Raw genomic sequence first — 1159 nt, 5'->3', positions numbered from 1 at the left:
CTTCACCTGGACCGCCGATCCCGACAAAATCATCGCTGCCGTCAAACGGGGGCACCAAGTGTTAGATTCCATCCACTAGCATCATTGAGTCGTTTTGCTCATCAAGATCGCTCGAGGTGATCTCCGCGAGACGGCGGTCAAGCTTCACATATGTATACTCGACCACGACATACTCCTGATCCTTCGAGATTATCAGGAAAGTAATTTGGTGGCGGCGGGTTGAGAATGCCCTTTGTGACCCATCTTTGAGTTATTCAGAGCTTCGTGCATGAGAGGGTCAGTTGGAATTTACTACCTCGCGTCACCGTTAGTCTCACGCTCGAACGGTGGCGCCTCGAAACATGGAGGACGAGTGAGTTTGCTTACTGAAGATCGCGTCCGAGAGCGTGCTCGAATGAGCACAAAAGCTGCCGGCTTGTCCTCACGCCAGTTGTTGGCGCGTCAGGCCCGAGAGAGCCATCGACGGTACGATATCTTTCTCTCGCAGGCCATACGAGACGAAGAGCTTATTCTCGGAATTTATTCCATTCTGACCGAAGATATCGGTCTAACTGTATTCTGTGACTGGGTGGAGAGCCCGCTTTCACATCGCGCCAACACGACGCCCGCCGACGCGGAGTACATCAAGGGCAAGATGCTCGCATCAAGAGGGCTAATGTTCATCGATTCAGAACATGCCGAAACGTCGAGCTGGATGAGCTGGGAGATTGGGTGGTTCCACGGCGCGAAACGTCGAGTTTGCGTCCTTCCAATCGTTCGTAGCGAAGACGACCAATATCGTGGGCGGGAATTCCTTGGTTTGTATCCGATGGTCGAAGAAGATGATCGGTTTGCCCTGCGCGTACCGGCGCGCATGGCTGACATCATGTCAAGGTACGCGGCTCCCGAGCCGCTTGCCTTGGCAAGGTGGATGCCCTTTCAGGTATGGGCAACAGTGGAGACGCTCCCGGACCAATTCTTGAGTTAGGTCTAGCGACGGAGCCATGTCGAAAGCTCGGTGGCGGTTCTTTGGCCAGAACCATCCATACCCTGTTATGCGGCCTTCGCCAGTCGGTCGAGAATTGCGCGCACCGTGGCAACTAGTGGATGGAATCTAACACTTGGTGCCCCCGTTTGACGGCAGCGATGATTTTGTCGGGATCGGCGGTCCAGGTGAAGG

1 protein-coding gene is annotated in these 1159 nt (G+C 54.7%); it reads left to right on the top strand.

Features of this window, described 5'->3' with window-relative positions; translation table 11 throughout:
- The first annotated feature begins 394 nt into the window (after positions 1 to 394).
- Positions 395 to 967 carry a hypothetical protein gene (locus tag AU381_RS00045; RefSeq protein ID WP_034859931.1) on the top strand — a complete coding sequence of 191 codons (573 nt, stop codon included), beginning with the start codon at positions 395 to 397 and terminating at the stop codon, positions 965 to 967.
- Positions 968 to 1159: the final 192 nt, after the last annotated feature.

The sequence above is a fragment of the Sinorhizobium glycinis genome (assembly GCF_001651865.1).
GTDB lineage: Bacteria > Pseudomonadota > Alphaproteobacteria > Rhizobiales > Rhizobiaceae > Sinorhizobium > Sinorhizobium glycinis.
Note: the sequence above shows the minus strand (reverse complement) of the source record. Positions and strands in the feature narration are given on the sequence as shown.